Raw genomic sequence first — 17,230 nt, forward strand, 5'->3', positions numbered from 1 at the left:
CACACGGCCCCCAGGCGCCGCTCCATCCCGCTGCCCGCAGCAGCGGTTTCCCCTGTGATGGAGTCCTTGACCTTGTTCAACAATTTTTCTGCCCACGGCCGCCTGTGCGCCGCCGTACTCAGTCTCAGCCTGGCCGCTTGTGCCAGCCTGCCCACCGACTGGGGTCGGAGCGCGGTCGCCGAGGCGACCGCTGCCCGCGGCCTGCGACAGCCCGGCGGCGACCCTAGCCAACTCCAGCAGCAACTGCTCGCCCGACCCTTGCAGCCGGACGACGCGGTCAGCCTGGCCCTGCTCAACAGTCCCGAGTTGAGCCACAACCTGGCCAGCCTCGGCTTCGTCGCCGCCGAGGTCTATGACGCCGCACGGCTGTCCAACCCGGTGCTGAGCGCCGCGCGCCTGAGTTCCGACGATCCGGCCGCGATCCGGCCACAGCTGAGCCTGGGCCTGGCGTTCAACTTCACCGAGCTGCTGTTCCTGCCCGCCCGAAGCCGCCTTGCCAGCGACCGTTTCGAGACCGCCAAGCTGGAGGTCGCCGACCAGACTCTGGGCATCGCCTACGAGGTGGAAGCGGCCTGGTACCGGCTGGCCGGCGCCGAGCAGGCTGCCGCCATGCGCCAGGCGCTTGCCCGCGCGGCCCGCGCCTCCGCCGATCTGGCGCAGCGCTACTTCGAGGCGGGCAACCTGAGCCGGCGCGCACTGGCCGCCGAGCAGGCCGCCGCCAGCCAGGCCGCCCTGGACGCGGAAACCGCCGGCGCCGAAGCCAGCACCGCGCGCGGCCTGCTGCAACGACGCATGGGACTGGCCGCCGACCATCAGGGCTGGGTGCTCGCGCCCGGCCTGCCGCAGCCTCCCGAGCAGAGCCTGTCGCTGCCCGAGTTGCTGCAACTGGCCGCCGACTCCCGCCTCGACCTGGCGGCGGCAAGGCGGCGGCTGGACAGCGTGCAGGTCGCCACCGGCCTGGAGCGCCGCGAACGGCTACTGGGGCCGCTGGAAGTGGGCGCCGAGTACGAGCGCGAGACCGATGGCAGCCGCCTGCTCGGGCCCAGCCTGTCCTGGCAATTGCCCCTGTTCAACTGGGGCAGCGGCCGCAAGGCCCAGGCCCAGGCCCAGCTCGCCAGCGCCGAGGCCGAGCTGCGCGCCAGCGAGCTGGACGTGCAGCAGGAGGTCGGCGCCGCCTACGCCGAATTGCAGTCGGCACAGCGCCGCCTGCTACGCCTGCGCGAGGAGCTGATCCCGCAGCGCGAGGCGGTGGTGGCGCAGACCCAGCGCGAGCTGAACTACATGCTGGTCGGCGCCTTCGATCTGCTGCTGGCCAAGCAGCAGGAGTACGCGGCCTATGGCGACTACCTGGACGCGGTGCGCGACTACTGGCTGGCGCGCAGCGCCTTGAGCCGCGCCATCGGCCGCCGCCTGCCGGAGCCCGAAACAAAGACCGAGGGACGTGTGGACGCCGGCAGCCTGCTGCCCGGCACCGACGCCCCCGCCGAAACCTCCCACGCCCATCACCACGGAGACGCGCCATGATTTCGCGCCGCCATCTGCTGTCCCGACTCGGCTGGGGCTCCGCCGCCCTCGCCGCCAGCGGCCTAGCCCGCGCCGCCGAAACCCAAGCGCATCAGCACGCTTCGATCCCCGAAGCCAGCGAGCCGGAGGCGGCACCTCAGCCGCCGCGCGCGCCCGACGGCAGCTACACCCCGGTACGCACGCTCAATGGCTGGACGCTGCCGTACAAGCTGGTCAACGGCGTCAAGGAGTTCCACCTGGTCGCCGAGGAGGTCGAGCACGAGTTCGCGCCCGGCTCGGTGGCCAAATGCTGGGGCTACAACGGCAGCACGCCCGGCCCGACCATCGAGGCGGTGGAAGGCGACCGCGTGCGCATCTACGTCACCAACCGGCTGGGTGAACCGACCACGGTGCACTGGCACGGCATCCTGCTGCCCAGCGGCATGGACGGCGTCGGCGGCCTGAGCCAGCGCCACATCCAGCCGGGCGAGACCTATGCCTACGAATTCACCCTGCGCCAGCACGGCAGCCACATGTACCACCCGCATGCCGACGAGATGACGCAGATCGCGATGGGCATGATGGGCCTGTTCATCGTCCACCCGCGCCAGCGCGAAGCCGTAGACCGCGACTACGCCTTCATCATGCACAACTGGGCGCTGCATCCGGGCACCTCGCGGCCCGACCCTTCGGTGATGCAGAACTTCGATCTCTGGACCTTCAATTCCAAGACCTTCCCCGCCATCGAGCCGCTGGTGGCGCGTAGCGGCGAACGGGTGCGTGTCCGCGTCGGCAACCTGTCGATGTGGAACCACCCGATCCACATGCACGGTGTGCGCTTCGAGGTGACCGGCGGCGACGGCGGGCGCTGGCCACGCGCGCAGTGGCGACGCGAGGTGACCGAGATCGTGGGTGTCGGCCAGATCCGCGATCTGGAGTTCGTCGCGGTGCCAGGCGACTGGGCGCTGCACTGCCATATGTCGCACCACACCATGGGACCGATGGGTCACGAGATCCCCAATGCCATCGGGGTCGATCAGTCGGGCGTCGAGGACGAGATCCGCAAGCTGCTGCCCGGCTACATGGCAATGGGCAAGGACGGCATGTCCGAGCACGGCGGCCACGTCGCGATGGGCATGCTGCCGGGCCCGGACAACACCCTGCCGATGATGGCCGGCGAAGGTCCGCAGGGACCGCTGGAGATGGGCGGCATGTTCACGCTCGTCAAGGTGCGCGACAACCTCGCGCCTGGCGACTACCGCGATCCCGGCTGGTATCGCAGCCCGGCGCGGGAACAGGCGCGCTGCGTCTCCACCGACCCCGATTTCGGGGCACCGCCGCGGCGTAGCGGGCCGGCGACTGGCAGCGCTCCCGCGCAGCAACTCGATCCGCACGCGGCGCACCGTCGGCACGGCGGCTAGCCACCAGCGCCCGCCGCCGCCCGCGCGTCGGCGGGTCGCAACAGCCAGCAATCCGGGCGGACTTGGTCCTGGGTTAATTTTTTAATGCACATGATTTGCATTTAGATTTATGAACTACTACCGTATTTCCGAACCTCCCTACCGCTGACCACCGAGCCCGGCGGTTCGCGGCGGGCACCCCGCCATCCGACCACCGCCCTCCATGAGCAGCTCCGCCGACTCCGCCATTCACGCCCGCGCCCTCTACGCCCGCTGCACCGAGGGCGTGCTGTCGACCATCTCACTGGACGTGCCCGGCTACCCCTTCGGCTCGATCGCCCCCTACGCCAGCGACGCCCAGGGGCGGCCGGTGATCCTGATCAGCGACATCGCCCAGCACACCAAGAACATCCTCGCCGACAGCCGCGTCTCGCTGACCCTCGCCGAGGGCGGCGACGACGCCCAGGCCGCCGGCCGAGTCACCATCCTCGGCGACGCCCGGCCGGTGCCGGCCGAGGAGCTGGAAGTCGCCCAGGCCCGCTACGAGCGCCGCTATCCGCAATCGCGCGCCTACCACGCGCAGCACGACTTCCGCTTCTTCCGCATCGAGCCGGTGAGGGTGCGCTACATCGGCGGCTTCGGCCGCATCCACTGGATCAGCGCCGAGGCCTTCTGCCGCCTCAATCCATTCGCCGGTCGCGGCGAGGACGGCATGGCCGCGCACATGAACGCCGACCATGTCGAGGCGATGCGCGACTACTGCCGCCTGCATGGCTTTGCGCTGGCCGAAGACGAGCAACCACAGATCGCCGGCATCGACGCCGAAGGTTTCGAGTTGAGGGTCGGCAAACGTCTGTTGCGCATCGGCTTCGAGACTCCGGTGGAAACCGCCACCGAGGTGCGGATGGCCCTGGTCGCCCTCGCCAGGCGTGCCCGCGAGGCCACCGGCGCGAGCGCATGAGAGCCCGCGCCCTGCGCCGCCCCAGTCGCGAGGATCTGCGCCGCCTGGCGCAGCTGGGCTTCTGGTTTTTCCTGATCAAGGGCCTGCTCTGGCTGACCCTGCCGCTGGCGCTGGCCTGGTGGATGAACTCCGATGCGTTTTAGTCGTGCCTCCTGCCTGTTGCTGGCGCTCTGCTCCGGTGCCACCTGGGCGCAAACAGCTCCGGACGGCGAGGCGATCCAAGTACAACCGCTACCCGAGGCGGCCTCGCCCACCGATCCCGAAGAACACGCGATCCGCAGCGTGGAACTGGACCCGGTGGTGGTCACCGGCACCCGCACCGAGCAGCCGCTCAGCCGCAGCCCGGTGGAAGTGCAACTGATCGGCGCCCGCCAGATCGCCAACAGCGGCGCCCGCGACCTGGCCGAGCTGCTGGAGCGCGAGGGCGGCGTCTACGTCAGTCGCGTCGCGGGCCGGGGCACCAGCATCGAGATCCAGGGCCTGGCCTCGGACCAGATCCTGGTGCTGGTCGATGGCCGTCGGATGATCGGCCGCATCAACGGCGCCATCGACCTCAGCCGCCTGCGGCTCGACGCCATCGAGCGGGTGGAGATCGTCAAGGGCCCCTCCTCCGCCCTGTACGGCGCCGACGCCATGGGCGGCGTGATCAACATCATCACCCGCCGCGACGGTCGCCCCGGCGGCGAGCTGAGCACGCGCGTCGACAGCGGCGAAAGCTACGAGCTGCTCGGCAATGCCGGCTGGACGCTGGGCGCCTTGCGCGGCCACAGCAATGCCGGCTACTTCCAGATCGCTCCCTTCGATCTCGACGAGTCCACCACCAGCAACGACGGCATCGAGGGCGAGACCCGCTTCGCCGGCAGCGAGGCGGAATGGCATTTCAGCGAGCGCGCGAGCCTGGGCCTGAGCGGGAGTTGGGCGCTGGACGACAGCCACCGCATCGACGCCGGTACCGGCGGCCGCGTCTACGACACCCGCAAGCGCGTCGAGGACATCCGCACCGGCCTGGCGCCGCGCTACGACTTCGGCAAAGGCCGGCGACTGGCGCTGGACCTCTACTACAACCGCTACTTCGACCAGTTTCTGCAACAGCAGCGCGGCGGCGACGGCAGCGCCGACCTCGACGAGGAAACACTCAACCAGCTCGGCTCGCTGGGCGCGCAGTACGACCATCGCCTGGGCGCGCACGCTCTGAGCCTGGGTGCGGAGACCTCGCTGGAACAGCTCGACGCCGACCGCCTCGCCCAGCAGGGCGAACGCGACCGCCAATCGCTGTACCTGCAGGACGACTGGCGGTTTTCCGAAACCCTGCGCCTGGTACCCGGCCTGCGCTACGACCGCGACTCGCAGTTCGGCTCCGAACTCTCGCCCAAGCTGGCGCTGCGCTGGGACTTTGCGTCCGACTGGTTCCTGCGCGCCGGCTACGGCCAGGGCTACCGCGCGCCGGACTTCAAGCAACTGCTGCTGCGCTTCAGCAATGCCGCGGTCGGCTACCGCGTCGACGGCAATCCCGATCTGCGCCCCGAACGCAGCAGCGGCTACAACCTCGGCCTCAGCTGGCTGCCCAGCACCCGCTTCAATCTGAGTCTGTCGGCCTATCACAACCGCGTCAGCGACTTGATCGACGTGGTGCAGACCGAGAGCGGCCCGCCCCTGATCTTCAGCTACGTCAACGTCGCCCGCGCCACGCTCAACGGCCTCGACCTGCAAGGCCGCTGGCGGCCCTGGCAGCCGCTGGAGCTGCAACTCGGCTATGGCTATCTGCGCAGCCGCGACGAAGACAGCGGCGAGGAGCTGAGCGGCCGCGCCCGCCACCGCGCCAATGCCGCCCTGCGCTACGAGCGCGCGCGCAGCGCCTGGCAGTTGCGCGGTGTGTGGGTCGGCAAGCGCGTGTTCGGCGTCGAGCTGGACACCGGCGGCGCGCCCACCGGCGCAGGTGTCGCCAGCGACTACGCCCTGTTCGATGCCCGCGCCGAGCTCAAGGCCTGGGAGCACTGGCGATTCGCCCTCGGCGTCGAAAACCTGCTGGACGAGGGTGACGTGCGCTTCCTGCCCATCGCGCCGCGCAATGTCTATCTGGAACTCCGCTGGAGTTTTGAATGAAATCGAGCCCTGCCCTGCTGCTACCCGCCCTGAGCCTGCTGCTCCTCGCCTGCGCCGGCGACATCTCGCCGGAGAAAACCCAGGACGGCGAGGAGCCGGAAACTCCTGCCGAGGCCCTGCCCGGCCCCGGCGGCCCGCAGGCTAGGTTCAGCAAGACCGACAGCGGCCTCTATCGCGCCAGCGTCGATGCCAGCGGCAGCGACTGGATTTACCTCGACCTCGACAGCCAGACCCAGGTGTTTCCGGCCAGTCCCGAGGCCAGCGCCGACTGGGATCTGGCGCACCGGGGGGCGGAGATCAAGCTCAACGGCGGCGTCTCAGGCGCGCCGCCGACCGGCCAGGCGGTGATCGTCTATGGCGACAAGAGCGCGGAGGGCAGCAGCTACCCCTTCGACAGTGTCAATGCCGCGCCGACCACGACAGCGGTCAGCTATCAGACCGATGCCAGCACCACCGAGCTGGGCGCGCTGGCACTCCTGCTGGCACTGTTGCAGTCCCTGGGCCTGCCGGTGACCGACCCCACCGCCGGCGTCGCTTACGCAATGAACAGCTACCCGGAGGCCGACCAGGAGCCCAATGAGGTAACCGGCGCCGGTGACTACGGCTGGTACCGCAGCAGCGGCCTCGCCGGCAGCAACAGCATCGTCGCCCGCGACAACGTCGCCTACGTGCTGCGCAGCGTCGAATGCCGCTACTACAAGCTGCGCATGACCGGCTTCGAGCTCGAGGGCGCCATCGGCCACCCGCAGTACGAGTTGCTGGAAATCCCCGGCAATGCCTGCGGCAGCGCCGACAGCCCGGTGGCGCCCCTGGGTCGCGCCCAGTTCAGCGCCAGCGGCAGTGGTTACACGGTGGCCGTCGATGCCAGCGACGAGGAAGCCTGGGTGCACCTCGACCTGACCAACCACAGCCAGGTGGCCCCCAGCAATCCCGGCAACGATCCGCTGGGCTGGGACATTGCCCTCAAGCGCAGCGACCTGAAGCTCAACAGCGGCGTGTCCGGTAGCGGCAGCGTGCTGCTGCACGACGGCCTGCGCGATGACTGGAACGCCCGCGTGCAGGCGCCGGCGGTGACCGACAGCAGCTACCACAGCGACGCCGACGGCGCGCTGGCCTTCGTTACCTACCCCGCCGCCGAGCGCAGCGGCGACGCCGCCTGCGGCGGCATCAACGGTGACCATGGCTGGTACTACTACTCCGGCTTCTGCAACGACGGCAACGGCATGCACTACATCTCGCCGCGCGAGGTGGTCTACGTGCTGCGCGGCCGCGACGGCCAGTACTGGAAACTGCGCATGCTCGGCTACTACGACGGCAGCGGCAGCTCGGCGCATCCCTCGCTGGAATACGCGCCGGTGGCGGCGCCCTGACGGACGCTAGTCCCAGGCCGCGCCGTAGCGATAGCTGAAATCGACGCCGACAATGCTGTCGCTGTAATCGCTGTTGAGCGCATTCGAGCCACGGCGCTCGTAACGGTATTCGGGGAGGATGCTGAAGCGGTAGAACGGCTGGTAGTCAGCGCCCAGGCTTAAGCTCAGCAGATCGTCGCTGCGCGGTTCGCCGGCCGTTGCGATGCCGCTGCTGCCGCGGTAGTCGGACTGCACCCGCTCCAGCGCGGCCGCCAGCGCCAGCTTGGCGGAATAGCGCCAGTCGGCAGTTAAGCTGAAGCCCAGGTTCTCGACGTAGTTGGCGTTCACCTCTTCCACATAGAAGAGATCGCGGTAGACCTCGGCCTTCAGGCGCGTGCGCCCGGAGAGGCGGCGGCTGTAGGCCAGGCGGCCGGTGAAGCCGGAGAAATCCTCGACATCCGCCTGGCTGTGGCGACGCTGCGTGTAGCCGAGCTGGGCGGCAAGATCGGAGAGTCCGCTAGGCGTGTAGCCGGCACGCAGGATCAACGAACGCTGCGTGTAGTCCTTCTCGCGACCGTCGCCGGCCACCACCACGCGATTGGGGAACTCGCCTTCCACCTGCCGCAGATACAGACCCAGCGATGAATAGCCGTCGCGCCGGTACTGGCCGCCGGCCTCGACGCCGGTTTCGGTGAGATCGTAGTCGCGCGAGCTGAGCAGGCTGGCGCGGCTGGCGTAGCGGTCGGCCTTGGCGCTGGCGCTCCAGCGCGGTGTCATGGCGTAGCGCAGCTCGGCGCTGGCGTTATCCAGGCGCACGAAGCCGGGCTGGGTGTCATCGCGGTAGGCGAAGTTCTCCAGCCGCCGCCGGCGCTCGGCTTTCAGATCGGCGCGCCAGTTGGAGCCATAGGCGAGCTTCGCCTCGGTGGCCAGGCGGTAGCGCTGGTGATCGAGCTGGCTCTGCTCGCGGTAGTCCACTTGGTCGAACTCGCCACGCAACTCCAGCCTCTGGAGGCTGTGGCGCAGCGTCAGCCGCGCGCCGGCACCGTACTGGCTGAGCGCGTCGCCGACCTTGGTGGCAGCGCCCGCGCTGGGCGTCTCGGAGGCGCGGAAGATGTTGTCGTCATAACGGACTTCCGCGTGCACGGAAGGCTTCAGCTCCAGGCTCAGCGCCTGCGTCGCGCTACTAGGCGCGGCCAGCAAGGCGGCGAGCGCCCAGGCGGTACTGGCGCGCAGGCGCACCGGGCTAGTCCAGCTGCTCGCCGGCGACGCGACCGCGCAGCAGGCGGCGCGGCAGGCGCTTGAGCTGGCCGAGTTGCCAGGCATGTAGCTTCTGTCGGAAGTCGCCCTCGTCGAACTGCGGATCGCCACGCAACAGGCTGTGGAAGTAGGCGCCGATCAGGATCAGGCCACCGATCACATAGGGCTTCTCGCGCATGCGGAAGATGCCGGAGGCGAGCATGTACAGCGGGTGATAGCCGGCGAACCAGTTGCCACGCCCCTGACGGACGCGGCCCTTGTACACGTTCTTGTCGGAGGAACCCATGATGCGGTGGTGGATCAGCCGCGCTTCGGGATCGTGGAACGACAGCGTCTTCCAGCCCTTCATCCGGCACATGTGCCAGTCCAGCGTGTCCCAGAGGATGGTCTGGCGGAAACCGCCGATGGCCTCGAAAGCCTCGCGCCGGTACATCTTGAACTGACCGGCGACCATGTCGTCGAGCATGAATTCTTCGACGAAACCCTGCCCTTCCGGCCGGAACACCTTGCCCGAACAGGCGGCGAGTTTGGGGTCGGCTTCCAGCCGGCCCAGCACCTTCTCGATGTAGCGCGGCCCGAAGGACATGTCGCCGTCGAGCTTGGTGATGAATTGCCAGTCCGGCTTGGCGATCTGCGTGCGGCCAAAGTCGAACGTCACCACCACGCCCTTGCCGACCTGGCGGAAGCCACGGTTGTCGCGCTTCACCAGGCGGATCCAGGGATGGGCGGCGGCGAACTCGCGGACGATGTCCGGCGTGGCATCGGTGGAGCCGTCGTCGACGACGATCACCTCCTGCGGCTGCCAGGTCTGCGTCGCCAGCGACTCCAGCGTGAGGCGCAGGTATTTCTGCTCGTCGCGTACCGGCATGATGATCACCAGCGGCACGATGCGCTGGCCGGGCTTGGGGGCTGGGTCGGTCACGTCAAAACGCCATGTCGTCGCGGAACACCAGCACCACGGTGCGCAGGATGATCTTGAGATCAAACAGCGGCGACCAGTTGCGGATGTATTCGAGGTCAAAGCGGATGCGCTCCTCCATCAGCTCGATGTTGGCGGTCTCGCCGCGCAGGCCGTTGACCTGCGCCCAGCCGGTGACACCGGGTTTGACCTTGTGGCGCAGCATGTAGCGCTTAACTTCCTTGCGCGAGCTTTCGTTGAGCGCCACCGGATGCGGGCGCGGGCCGACCACGCTCATCTCGCCCTTAACCACGTTCCAGAACTGCGGCAGCTCATCGAGCGAGGTCTTGCGGATGATCGCGCCGACGCGGGTGATGCGGTTGTCGTTGCGGCTGGCCTGCTTGCTGTCGGCCTCCTTGTTGACCACCATCGAGCGGAACTTGTAGACCTCGAAGCGCTGGCCGTTGAGGCCGTAGCGCGCCTGCTTGAACAACACCGGCCCGGGCGAGGACAGCTTCACCGCGATGGCGATGCCGATCAACACCGGCGTCAGGCCGATCAGGGCGAGGATGCCGAAGACGATATCGAAGGCGCGCTTGAACAGGCCGTCGGCGCCATAGAACGGAGTTTCCGCCAGTTGCAGCACCGGCACTCCCTCGAACTCGCCGAGCTTGGCCTTGAGCAGGGAAAACACGAAGAAGTCCGGCACATAGTAGAGCGAGGCGGTGGTGTCGCCCAGCTCGTCCAGCGATTGCAGGGCGCGCCGCGAGCCGGAATCGGGCAGCACCACGAACACCACCTGCACGCCGTGGTCCTTGGCGTACTGGGCAACGTCGCGCGCCTTGCCCAGCAGCGGCAGGCCGGGGATGCCGCCGTCGGTGCGGGTTTCGTCGCGGTCGTCGAAGTAGCCGAGCAGACGATAGCCGCTGGCGTGCGCCAGCTTGTCGGCCAAGACCCGCGCCGAGTCGTTGGCGAACACGATCACCGTGCTGCGCCCCTGCGCCAGCTCCGGCACCATCCGGCGGGCGACCGTAGAAACCAGCAGATGCAGGCCCAGCAACAGCAGCGGCGTGGTCAGAAACCAGGTGAACAGAACCACCCGCGAGAAATCCTCGGCGCTGCGGCTGAAGAAGCCCAGGAACAACAGCAGCGCGACGATCCAGCCCCAGTCGATCAGTACCCCGGTGCCGGCGCTGCCGGCCTGGCCCGGATGCCAGGGGACGATCAGATCGTGGCGACGCAGCAGAAGGTAGGCGAGCAGGCCGGCGATCAATTGCAGCAGCTGGTAAGGCGCCTCGAAGGGCTGGCCATAGCCCCAGGCCAGCAGGTACAGATAGGCGCTCACCGTCAGCGCGTAGGCGGCGCCGTTTAGGAAGGCAGCGTGCTGGCTGGAACTGGGGTTCACGGGCGCGGATGGCCCTCGGCGATGAGCGCGATGATTATGCCCTGCGGCCGGCGTCTGATCGCGGACATCAGGGCCGCTCCGGCGGACCGGGCTCGGCCTTGACGCCTTTCAGCGGCAGGCTGAGCAGGAAGGGCAGATCGTGCACGAAGTAGCGCACGAACAAGCGCTGCGGCTCGTGCAGCAGGCGCCAGAACCATTCCAGATACAGCTTCTGGAACAGCATCGGCGCGCGCGCCTGATGACCGGAAATCCAGGTGAACAAGGCGCCCACACCCCAGCGGGACTGCGGCTTGAGACGATCGCGGTAACGGTCGAGCCAGAGCTCCTGGCGCGGCGCGCCGGTGCCGACGATGAGGATGTCAGCGCCGGAGGCATTGATCTCGGCGATCACCGCCTCGTCGTCCTTGAAGTAGCCGTCGCGGGCGCCGACCACCTCGATCCTCGGCAGTCGCCCGCGCAAGACCTCGGCGGCGGCGGCGGCGACACCCGGCGGGCCGCCCAGGAAATAGAACTTCGCCCCCATTCCCGCCAGCTTCTCGATGGCGGCGACGAAGACATCGGTGACGATGTAGTGGTCGGCCTTGCGCTGGCCGGCCATGCGGGTGGCGATCTTCAGCGAGGTGCCGTCCGGCAGCACGCTGTCGGCGCCCTGCAGCAGGCCGCGGTACTCGGCGTTCTCGGCGGCCATTCGCAGGCAGTCGATGTTGAGGTAGGTGACAAACACCGGCCGACCGAGGGCGTAGAGCGCCAGCAGGCGATCCACCGCGGCGGCGAAGGTGAGATTGTCGTAGGGCACATCAAGAATGCGCATGGGAGACCCCGGGCTGGCTGGCGGAAGACAGGGCGCCGCCGTGGCGGCGGCGCAGGTCGAGATCCAGGCTGATGCGCGCCAGATGCAGCGAGGACAGCACGGTCAGCAGGAAGGTGAGCGAGATGGTGCGGAAGAACATGGTCTCCGACAGATTCGACACCAGCTGGTAGAACTGCACCGCGGTATGCAGCGCGAACACGCTGGCCGAGAGTGTCGCCAGTTTGGCAGCGCGGCGCAGGTCGAAAGCGATGGCGGCGAGCAGCAGGGCGAGGCCGATCAGGCCCAGCTCGTTGCTGGTGTCGAGATAGCCGTTGTGACCATTGGCACTGGTCCAGCCGGCCTTGGCGCGCGCGGCGTCGGAGAGCGTGCCCGGTGGCCCCCAGAAGGCCTGGTAGCCGGTGCCCAGCCAGGGGTGCTGGGGAATCTCGTCGAGCAGCGCATCCCAGAGCGGCACACGCCCGGTAAAGCTCAGATCGCGACCCAGCAATTGGGTGACCGGCCCCAGAGCCTCGTCGAGGCTGGGCAGGCCGTTGAGGATCACGAACCACAGCAGCGGCACCAGGAACAGCGCAGCGGCAAACAGCAGGAAGGCGCCCGGCCGCTGCACCAGCCGGGTCTTGAGGCCGGCCAGCATCAGGGTGATCGAGGCCAGGGCACAGACCAGCGCCGTGCTGCTGCGCGCGCCGATCAGGCAGATCAGGCAGACCAGCAAGCCGAGCGCCGCCACCGCCTTGCGCTCGGTGGTCAGCAGGGCGTGGGTCCAGAACACCGCCGCCAGGCTGGCCAGGGCACCGAAGCTGTTCTTGTGCACGGTCAGACCGCGCCAGCTGCCGGCCAGCAGCGGCTCGCTTTCGTCGGCCTGGTGGATGCCCAGGCGCGGCCTGAGCAGCATGAACAACAGCGAGGCGAGCAGGAAGGCCAGCATGCCCCAGCGCAGCAGGCGTTCGTAACGGCCGTAGTCCCAGCTCGCCAGCATCACCCCCCAGGCGATCAGCAGCACGCCCACCACCTTGATCGCCCGCCGCAGCGTCAACGAGGGATCGTAGGACCACAGCGCCGAGGCCAGCACCCACAGCGTCAGCAACAGCAGAAACGGGTTGAGATGCGCCAGCAGCGCCATGCTCAGCCGGAAGCGCGCCAGAATCAGCAGCGCCCCCAGGCCGAACAGCGGCAGCCATTGCAGCTTGGCGATGAAGTTGATGCCATCTGCGGCTAGGTCCGGCCGTCCCACCGCCGCCCAGCTGAATCCGTCCGGCAGTTCCAGCAGCCACAGCGCCACCAGCACCAACGCGGCGGTCAGCCCGCGGAACTGGCGGTCGGCGACCCAGGTAGTGGCGCCGTTCACCCTCTGGCCTCGGTGCGCCGACGCTCGCGCGCGATCAGCCAGAGCACGCCGACGAGATTGATCGCCTCGCCCAGAACCAGGCCGAGGATCGCGCCCGCCGCGCCGTAGTGCAGCGTGCCCAGCCAGCAGGTCAGCAGCGACAGCAGCGCCGCCACCGTGCTGAGTCCGGTCATGCTGCGGAACTGCTCGCGCACCAACAGCGCGGTCATCAACAGATCGCGCACGCCGGAGAGCAGAAACATCAGCATCCACAGCAGCAGCATCTGGTCACGGTCGGCGAACTGCTTCTTGAGCAGCACCGCGAACACCCAGTCGCGCAGCAGCCAGAGCAGGCCGAAGTAGATCAGGCTCAGCAGCATCACCACCGCCGCGAAGGCCAGCAGGCGGCGCAGCATGGAGTCCAGTCCCAGGCTCTGGTGCCAGCGCGCGGCCATCGGCAGCAGCAGCTGCTTGATGCCGCTCACCATCAGATTCGCCGGCATCAGCAGCAGCCGCACGGCATTGAGCGCCGCCACCGCCGCGAGGTCGAGCGTGCCAGCGACCACGTAGTTGTAGCCCTGGCTGAACGACCAGTAGACCAGCCAGCCCGCCATCGCCCAGCCGCCCAGCGGCGCCAGTTCGCGCCAGAGCCCGTGCAGCTCCTCGCCGTGCAGGCCCGGGGAGCGCGCCAGCTCGCGGCGCGCCAGCACCGCCCCCGCCAAGGCGGCCAGCGCCATCGCCGCGAAGGCCCAGGGTGCCGCCGGCCGTGTCAGCAGGGCGGCAGCGGCGACACCGGCGAGCAGCACCGCGACGTACACCAGATCGGCGCGCAACACCGCCTGCGGGCGCTCGTAGATCATCAGGCCGGTGCGCAGGTATTCGCGCTGCAAGGCGAAGGCCGCCACCGCGCAGTACACCGCGGCCAATACCGCCAGCAAGGGGCTGAGCAGGCCGGCCAGGCCGAGCGCGCCACTGAGCGCCGCCAGGCCCAGGGCGATGCGCGTCGTCCAGCGCCCGGACTGGTGGTAGAGGCTGGCCAGCATCTGCCGCTTGCGCTCCGGCGACTGCCGTGGCGCCAGCACCGCCAGCGGCCCGCCGATGTAGGCGCCCTGCAAGCCGGTGAGCAGCAGCAGCGCGGTGAAGCCGAGCACGTAATGGCCGTAGTCCTCGTCGCTGCAATTGCGGATCAGCAAGAGGCCGACCAGGAAGTTGGCGGCCGACAGCAGCGCCTGGTCGATCACCGCGCTGCTGAACAGCTTCAGCCAGCGCGAGCGCCCTGCCCCGGCGCCAGGCGCTTCGGCGGCCTCGCTCACAGCAGGCCCATGTGCTTGGCCACCACATAGGCCCAGCGCCGGCCGCCATAGGTGTTGCCGGCGGTGAGCAGCGGCACCTGGCGCCAGGCGGCGAGGCTGGGCAGGGTTTGCAGCCAGTGGTTCATCGGCAGGGTGAAGCCGGTCTTGGGCTTGTTGAGGATCTGGCTTTCCAGCTCCGGCAACATCTGCCGGATCACCGCGCGCTTGTTGGTCACCGCGCCGCTTTGCAGCGCGGCGGCGGCGGCGCGCAGCACCTCGCGGTCCACCAGCGGCGTGCGGATTTCCAGCGAATGCCCCATGCCGGCCCAGTCGGAGTCGCGCAGCAACTGGTTGCGCATGTAGTGCCGCGACTCCAGATAGGACACCGCCGCCAGCGGCCGCCAGCCGGCGACGGTGGCGTTCTCGGCGGCGAGCTGGGCATCGAGATCCCAGAGCCGCAGCGCCTCCTGGGCCGCCTCGCGGCCCATCAGCAGCGGCAGCTCGTAGGGCAGGAACAGCGCCTTCATCATCAGATACGACGGTGCCAGTCCGTCGGTGTAGCCGAGCAGGGCCGGCCACTTCGGCGTCGACAGATGTCTACCGATGGCCGGTGCCGCCCAGGGCAGCAGGCGTTCGCGGGCGAACTTCTGGAACGGCAGCCAGCGCCCGTAGCGCGCGGCGAACGGCGCCTGCCGGAACGAGGGATAGCCGGCCAGCATCTCGTCGCCGCCCAGACCGGACAGCGCCACCTTCAGGCCCAGGCCCACCGCCGCGCGGCTGATCAGCCAGGTGTTGAGGCCATCCACCGTCGGCTGATCGACATCGGCGAAGTAGCGCTCCAGGAGGTCCGGCACTTCGGCCGCGCTCAGCAGCAGATTGTGGTGCTTGGCGCCATAGCGCTGGGCCAGACGTTCGGCGTACTGGCCCTCGTCGTCGGCGGTGCCGCGATAGACATCCGGCACCAGGGTCAGGCTGTTCTGGATCGGTCGGCCGGCGCGCGCCGCCAACGCCAGCAGCAGGGTGGAGTCCAGGCCCGAGGACAGGAACAGACCCACCTCGACATCGGCGAGCTGATGCGCCGCCACCGAGCCGGCGATGGTTTCGGCCAGGGTTTCCAGCGAGCCCAAGCCCGGCGCCGGCGCCTGCTGATAGACCTCCTCGATGGTCTCGAAGGCCACCGGCTCGCCGCGCCGGCCTTCGCTCACCTCCAGCCAGTGGCCGGCGGGCAGCGCCTTGACGTCGGCCAGCCAGGTGCGCGGTTCGGGAATGGCGCCGCGCACGAAGAAGCCGGCGGTGGCGGCAAGATCGCGCTGCGCCGACACCGCCGGCGAGGCCATCAGCGCCTTCACCTGCGAGGCGAAGCGCAGGCTGTGGCCATCGTCGGCGTAGTAGAGCGGCTTGATGCCCAGCGGGTCGCGCACCAGATAGAGCTTGGCCAGGCGCGCGTCCCAGAGCGCGATGCCGTACATCCCGCGCAGGCGCCTAAAGGCAGCGGTGCCCTCGCGCAGGTAGAGGTGGATGATCGCCTCGGTATCGCAGCTCGAGCGCAGCGCCACACCGGCGGCGAGCAGCTCCGCGCGCAGCGCCGGGTAGTTGTAGATCTCGCCATTGAAGCTGATCACCACCTGCCGGTCCGGGCTGAACATCGGCTGCCGGCCAGCGTCGGAGAGGTCGAGGATCGCAAGCCGCCGGTGCGCCAGACCGATGCGGCGGTCGGGCGACAGCCAGAGCCCGGCGCCATCCGGCCCACGCGCCTGCATGCGGTCGCGGATCGCCAGCAACTCGGCCTCGTCGACCTCGGGCGCGCGAGAGTGGTAGGCGGCGATGCCGGCGATTCCGCACATGTTCAGTTCGCGTGGGTGGTGGCGTTCGGCGGGGTTCCCACCGTCGGGACTTGCTGTCGCCGACAGCGTACAGGAGCAGCTTGCGCACCAGCGTTCATGGGCATGAACGGACCACGGCGCCAGCGCCGCTCAGCGCCTCGGCGCCGGGTTTGCGGAGGGCGGCGCGTACTCCTGGTAGTGCCAACCCCAGAGCGTCGAGAGCTTGCCGAAATTGCCGGCTGCCGTTTGCAGCCAGCGCGCCGCGCGGTGACGCCCCAGCGGCAGGCTCAGCGGCGTCAGCAGCGCCGCGACGCCCAGTTGCAGGGCGGCGCGCAGATAAAACACGGGGAGCGACCAGGGGCGAAGTGCGCCGAAGCGGCCGCGGCGCCAGTTGCGGGCGTAGTCCTGATTGCCACGCACGGCGCGCAGCAGGATCCAGCGCAGGTTCAGGCGCGCCGCCACCACCGGCTCGGTGACCGCGGCCTCCTGGCAGGCCACCAGCCGGGCGCCGCCCTGCACCAGGCGGGTGAGCAGATCGCTGTCCTCACCGCCGCTGAGGCCATAGGCCTCGTCGAAGGGCCCTTCCAGGGCTCTGAGCCGCGCGCCATGCAGCAGTGCGTTGCCGATGCCGACGCTGTTGAGCGGCATGATCTCGCCGGTGGGCGTGTCACGCGTGGGTTGGTAGAAGCAACCACGGCGTATCCAGGCCGGCGCCGAATCCGGAACCACGGAGACCACCGGTGCGATCACGCCGTCGGCCTGGTAGCGCGCGGCGGTGTCGAGCAGGGTGTGCAGCCAGTGCGCGGGCGCGCGCTCGTCGTCGTCGAGCAGGGCCAGCCAGTCGCCCTCGGCCAGCGCCACCGCCCGGTTGCGGGTGCGCGAGATGTTCTTCACCGGCTGGATCTCGTAGCGGATCGGAAACGGCGCACCGGTGCGCGCCGCCTCGACGCTGGCGCGGCCGCCGCCCTCGGCCTCGTTGTCCACCACCACCACCTCGTCCGGCCGGCGGGTCTGCGCGCCCAAATCAGCCAGCAGCCAAGCCAGTTGCTGAGGCCGCCGGTAGGTGCAGATGCAAACGCTGACCCTGGCGAGAGTGGAAGACAT

At 69.1% G+C, this 17,230-nt stretch carries 14 protein-coding genes; 6 read left to right on the forward strand and 8 right to left on the reverse strand.

All coding sequences use genetic code 11. The features are described from left to right. Nucleotides 1-57 precede the first annotated feature (57 nt). The 6 genes from AC3WT6_RS10625 (at nucleotide 58) to AC3WT6_RS10650 (ending at nucleotide 7,337) form a co-directional block, all read left to right on the forward strand. Nucleotides 58-1,524 carry a TolC family protein gene (locus AC3WT6_RS10625; protein WP_492653547.1) on the forward strand — a complete coding sequence of 489 codons (1,467 nt, stop codon included), beginning with the start codon at nucleotides 58-60 and terminating at the stop codon, nucleotides 1,522-1,524. After that, nucleotides 1,524-2,924: a multicopper oxidase family protein gene (locus AC3WT6_RS10630; protein WP_492653834.1), complete on the forward strand. Its 1,401-nt coding sequence runs from the start codon at nucleotides 1,524-1,526 to the stop codon at nucleotides 2,922-2,924. The genes AC3WT6_RS10625 and AC3WT6_RS10630 overlap by 1 nt, the downstream gene beginning before the upstream one ends. Before the next feature lie 202 nt (nucleotides 2,925-3,126). Beyond that, nucleotides 3,127-3,864, forward strand: a complete 738-nt coding sequence (locus AC3WT6_RS10635; protein ID WP_492653548.1) for a HugZ family pyridoxamine 5'-phosphate oxidase — start codon at nucleotides 3,127-3,129, stop codon at nucleotides 3,862-3,864. Then, complete coding sequence (locus AC3WT6_RS10640; RefSeq protein ID WP_492653549.1) at nucleotides 3,861-4,007, forward strand: hypothetical protein; 147 nt, start codon at nucleotides 3,861-3,863, stop codon at nucleotides 4,005-4,007. Before AC3WT6_RS10635 ends, AC3WT6_RS10640 begins: the two co-directional genes overlap by 4 nt. Then, entirely contained in the window at nucleotides 3,997-5,967 is a 1,971-nt protein-coding gene (locus AC3WT6_RS10645) for a TonB-dependent receptor plug domain-containing protein (protein ID WP_492653550.1), read from the forward strand. The genes AC3WT6_RS10640 and AC3WT6_RS10645 overlap by 11 nt, the downstream gene beginning before the upstream one ends. Further along, the gene (locus AC3WT6_RS10650; protein ID WP_492653551.1) at nucleotides 5,964-7,337 is read left to right on the forward strand and encodes an HmuY family protein; all 1,374 of its coding nucleotides are present in this window, start codon (nucleotides 5,964-5,966) and stop codon (nucleotides 7,335-7,337) included. Before AC3WT6_RS10645 ends, AC3WT6_RS10650 begins: the two co-directional genes overlap by 4 nt. A gap of 6 nt (nucleotides 7,338-7,343) precedes the next feature. Here the strand turns inward: AC3WT6_RS10650 and AC3WT6_RS10655 are convergent, their stop codons facing one another. The 8 genes from AC3WT6_RS10655 to AC3WT6_RS10690 all read right to left on the reverse strand — a co-directional run bounded on the left by AC3WT6_RS10655 (nucleotide 7,344) and on the right by AC3WT6_RS10690 (nucleotide 17,230). Continuing rightward, nucleotides 7,344-8,555: a hypothetical protein gene (locus AC3WT6_RS10655; protein ID WP_492653552.1), complete on the reverse strand. Its 1,212-nt coding sequence runs from the start codon at nucleotides 8,553-8,555 to the stop codon at nucleotides 7,344-7,346. A gap of 4 nt (nucleotides 8,556-8,559) precedes the next feature. Then, nucleotides 8,560-9,495 carry a glycosyltransferase family 2 protein gene (locus AC3WT6_RS10660; protein WP_492653553.1) on the reverse strand — a complete coding sequence of 312 codons (936 nt, stop codon included), beginning with the start codon at nucleotides 9,493-9,495 and terminating at the stop codon, nucleotides 8,560-8,562. 1 nt (nucleotide 9,496) lies between these two features. Then, nucleotides 9,497-10,876 carry an undecaprenyl-phosphate glucose phosphotransferase gene (locus tag AC3WT6_RS10665; RefSeq protein ID WP_492653554.1) on the reverse strand — a complete coding sequence of 460 codons (1,380 nt, stop codon included), beginning with the start codon at nucleotides 10,874-10,876 and terminating at the stop codon, nucleotides 9,497-9,499. 67 nt (nucleotides 10,877-10,943) lie between these two features. After that, nucleotides 10,944-11,687 carry a WecB/TagA/CpsF family glycosyltransferase gene (locus AC3WT6_RS10670; RefSeq protein WP_492653555.1) on the reverse strand — a complete coding sequence of 248 codons (744 nt, stop codon included), beginning with the start codon at nucleotides 11,685-11,687 and terminating at the stop codon, nucleotides 10,944-10,946. Then, a complete protein-coding gene (locus tag AC3WT6_RS10675) occupies nucleotides 11,674-13,032 on the reverse strand; it encodes an O-antigen ligase family protein (RefSeq protein ID WP_492653556.1) in 1,359 nt (452 codons plus the stop codon). Before AC3WT6_RS10675 ends, AC3WT6_RS10670 begins: the two co-directional genes overlap by 14 nt. Further along, entirely contained in the window at nucleotides 13,029-14,324 is a 1,296-nt protein-coding gene (locus AC3WT6_RS10680; RefSeq protein ID WP_492653557.1) for a lipopolysaccharide biosynthesis protein, read from the reverse strand. The genes AC3WT6_RS10675 and AC3WT6_RS10680 overlap by 4 nt, the downstream gene beginning before the upstream one ends. After that, the gene (gene asnB / locus AC3WT6_RS10685) at nucleotides 14,321-16,147 is read right to left on the reverse strand and encodes an asparagine synthase (glutamine-hydrolyzing) (RefSeq protein ID WP_492653558.1); all 1,827 of its coding nucleotides are present in this window, start codon (nucleotides 16,145-16,147) and stop codon (nucleotides 14,321-14,323) included. The genes AC3WT6_RS10680 and asnB overlap by 4 nt, the downstream gene beginning before the upstream one ends. Nucleotides 16,148-16,276: 129 nt before the next feature. Beyond that, on the reverse strand, nucleotides 16,277-17,230 hold the full coding sequence (locus AC3WT6_RS10690) for a glycosyltransferase family 2 protein (RefSeq protein WP_492653559.1): 954 nt from the start codon (nucleotides 17,228-17,230) through the stop codon (nucleotides 16,277-16,279).

The organism is Stagnimonas sp. FW305-C-60, from assembly GCF_058782965.1.

Excerpts from the sequence above, each read along its gene's own strand:
- AC3WT6_RS10625 (WP_492653547.1), top strand. The coding sequence starts at position 58 with ATGGAGTCCTTGACCTTGTTCAACAATTTTTCTGCCCACGGCCGCCTG.
- AC3WT6_RS10635 (WP_492653548.1), top strand. The coding sequence starts at position 3,127 with ATGAGCAGCTCCGCCGACTCCGCCATTCACGCCCGCGCCCTCTACGCC.
- AC3WT6_RS10640 (WP_492653549.1), top strand. The coding sequence starts at position 3,861 with ATGAGAGCCCGCGCCCTGCGCCGCCCCAGTCGCGAGGATCTGCGCCGC.
- AC3WT6_RS10645 (WP_492653550.1), top strand. The coding sequence starts at position 3,997 with ATGCGTTTTAGTCGTGCCTCCTGCCTGTTGCTGGCGCTCTGCTCCGGT.
- AC3WT6_RS10650 (WP_492653551.1), top strand. The coding sequence starts at position 5,964 with ATGAAATCGAGCCCTGCCCTGCTGCTACCCGCCCTGAGCCTGCTGCTC.
- AC3WT6_RS10670 (WP_492653555.1), bottom strand. The coding sequence starts at position 11,687 with ATGCGCATTCTTGATGTGCCCTACGACAATCTCACCTTCGCCGCCGCG.
- asnB (WP_492653558.1), bottom strand. The coding sequence starts at position 16,147 with ATGTGCGGAATCGCCGGCATCGCCGCCTACCACTCTCGCGCGCCCGAG.
- AC3WT6_RS10690 (WP_492653559.1), bottom strand. The coding sequence starts at position 17,230 with ATGTCTTCCACTCTCGCCAGGGTCAGCGTTTGCATCTGCACCTACCGG.